The 877-nt window shown below is 34.9% G+C and carries 1 protein-coding gene; it reads left to right on the forward strand.

Features of this window, described 5'->3' with window-relative positions:
• Positions 1–289 precede the first annotated feature (289 nt).
• Entirely contained in the window at positions 290–772 is a 483-nt protein-coding gene (locus tag OQ5_RS0106645; protein ID WP_016776737.1) for a DUF4625 domain-containing protein, read from the forward strand.
• Positions 773–877 lie beyond the last annotated feature (105 nt).

Below are 877 nucleotides of genomic sequence, written 5' to 3' on the forward strand. Positions count from 1 at the left end.
TGCTTTTTAGACCGGGCTCTTCAATGATTTTTGTATTTTTAAAGCATCAAGTCAGATAAAAAAGTGTCTTAGTCTATTGACACAATAGTTCTTGATTTTTTTACAATATGCTACAAATCAATTGCTTGTAATCGAATGGTTTTGTTTACTAAAATAAAGTATATCAAGATTATGTGGATTATCTTATATCTGGTAAATATTTGAAAATCTAACGATCTGTCGGATACAACTAATTGAAAATAATTATTTAAAAATCTGATAACTTAAGTTGAACTTTAATCTTTGTTTTATGAAATTAATACGAAAGAATCCCCTTGTTTTTTTGTTCTTCACCCTTTTTTCTGTTTTATTCGTGGCCTGTGGTAGTGATGATGATAACAATAACGAGGAACCTAAGGATACAGAAGCGCCACAGATTCAATTGACATCACCTGCAGAGGGAGATGAATATGTTCGTGAGGTTGAGAGTATTTTAATAAACGGAACTCTGACAGACAATCAGACGTTGGATACGTGCTATGTGTCGGTATCATATACTGAGAAAAGTGCTTCCGGCTCGTTGAAAAGTATCGATGATCCTGTTCCTTTCGACAGGGGTCCTGTTGGGTTTTCCCTTTCAGGAAAGGAGCATACTTTTAATAATGAAGACCCATTTGGTACCATTATTTACGATGCTACCCCCGGAGAATATACTTTTTCCATAACAGTTGAGGATGCTGCCGGGAATGAGGCATCTGAGGATATTACAATAAGCATCATTGAGCAACAATAAGCTTCAGGTTTGCTTTTTACTTGTGGGTTTATGATTAGGTTAAACAAAGAAGGCATCCGGGACAATTGTTCCGGATGTTTTTTATTTTCTTATCTTAATTAGTGT

It is taken from the genome of Anaerophaga thermohalophila str. Valhall (genome assembly GCF_000250735.1).
Lineage (GTDB): Bacteria > Bacteroidota > Bacteroidia > Bacteroidales > Marinilabiliaceae > Anaerophaga > Anaerophaga thermohalophila_A.

Coding starts and splice junctions, on each gene's coding strand:
- OQ5_RS0106645 (WP_016776737.1), top strand. CDS start 290: ATGAAATTAATACGAAAGAATCCCCTTGTTTTTTTGTTCTTCACCCTT.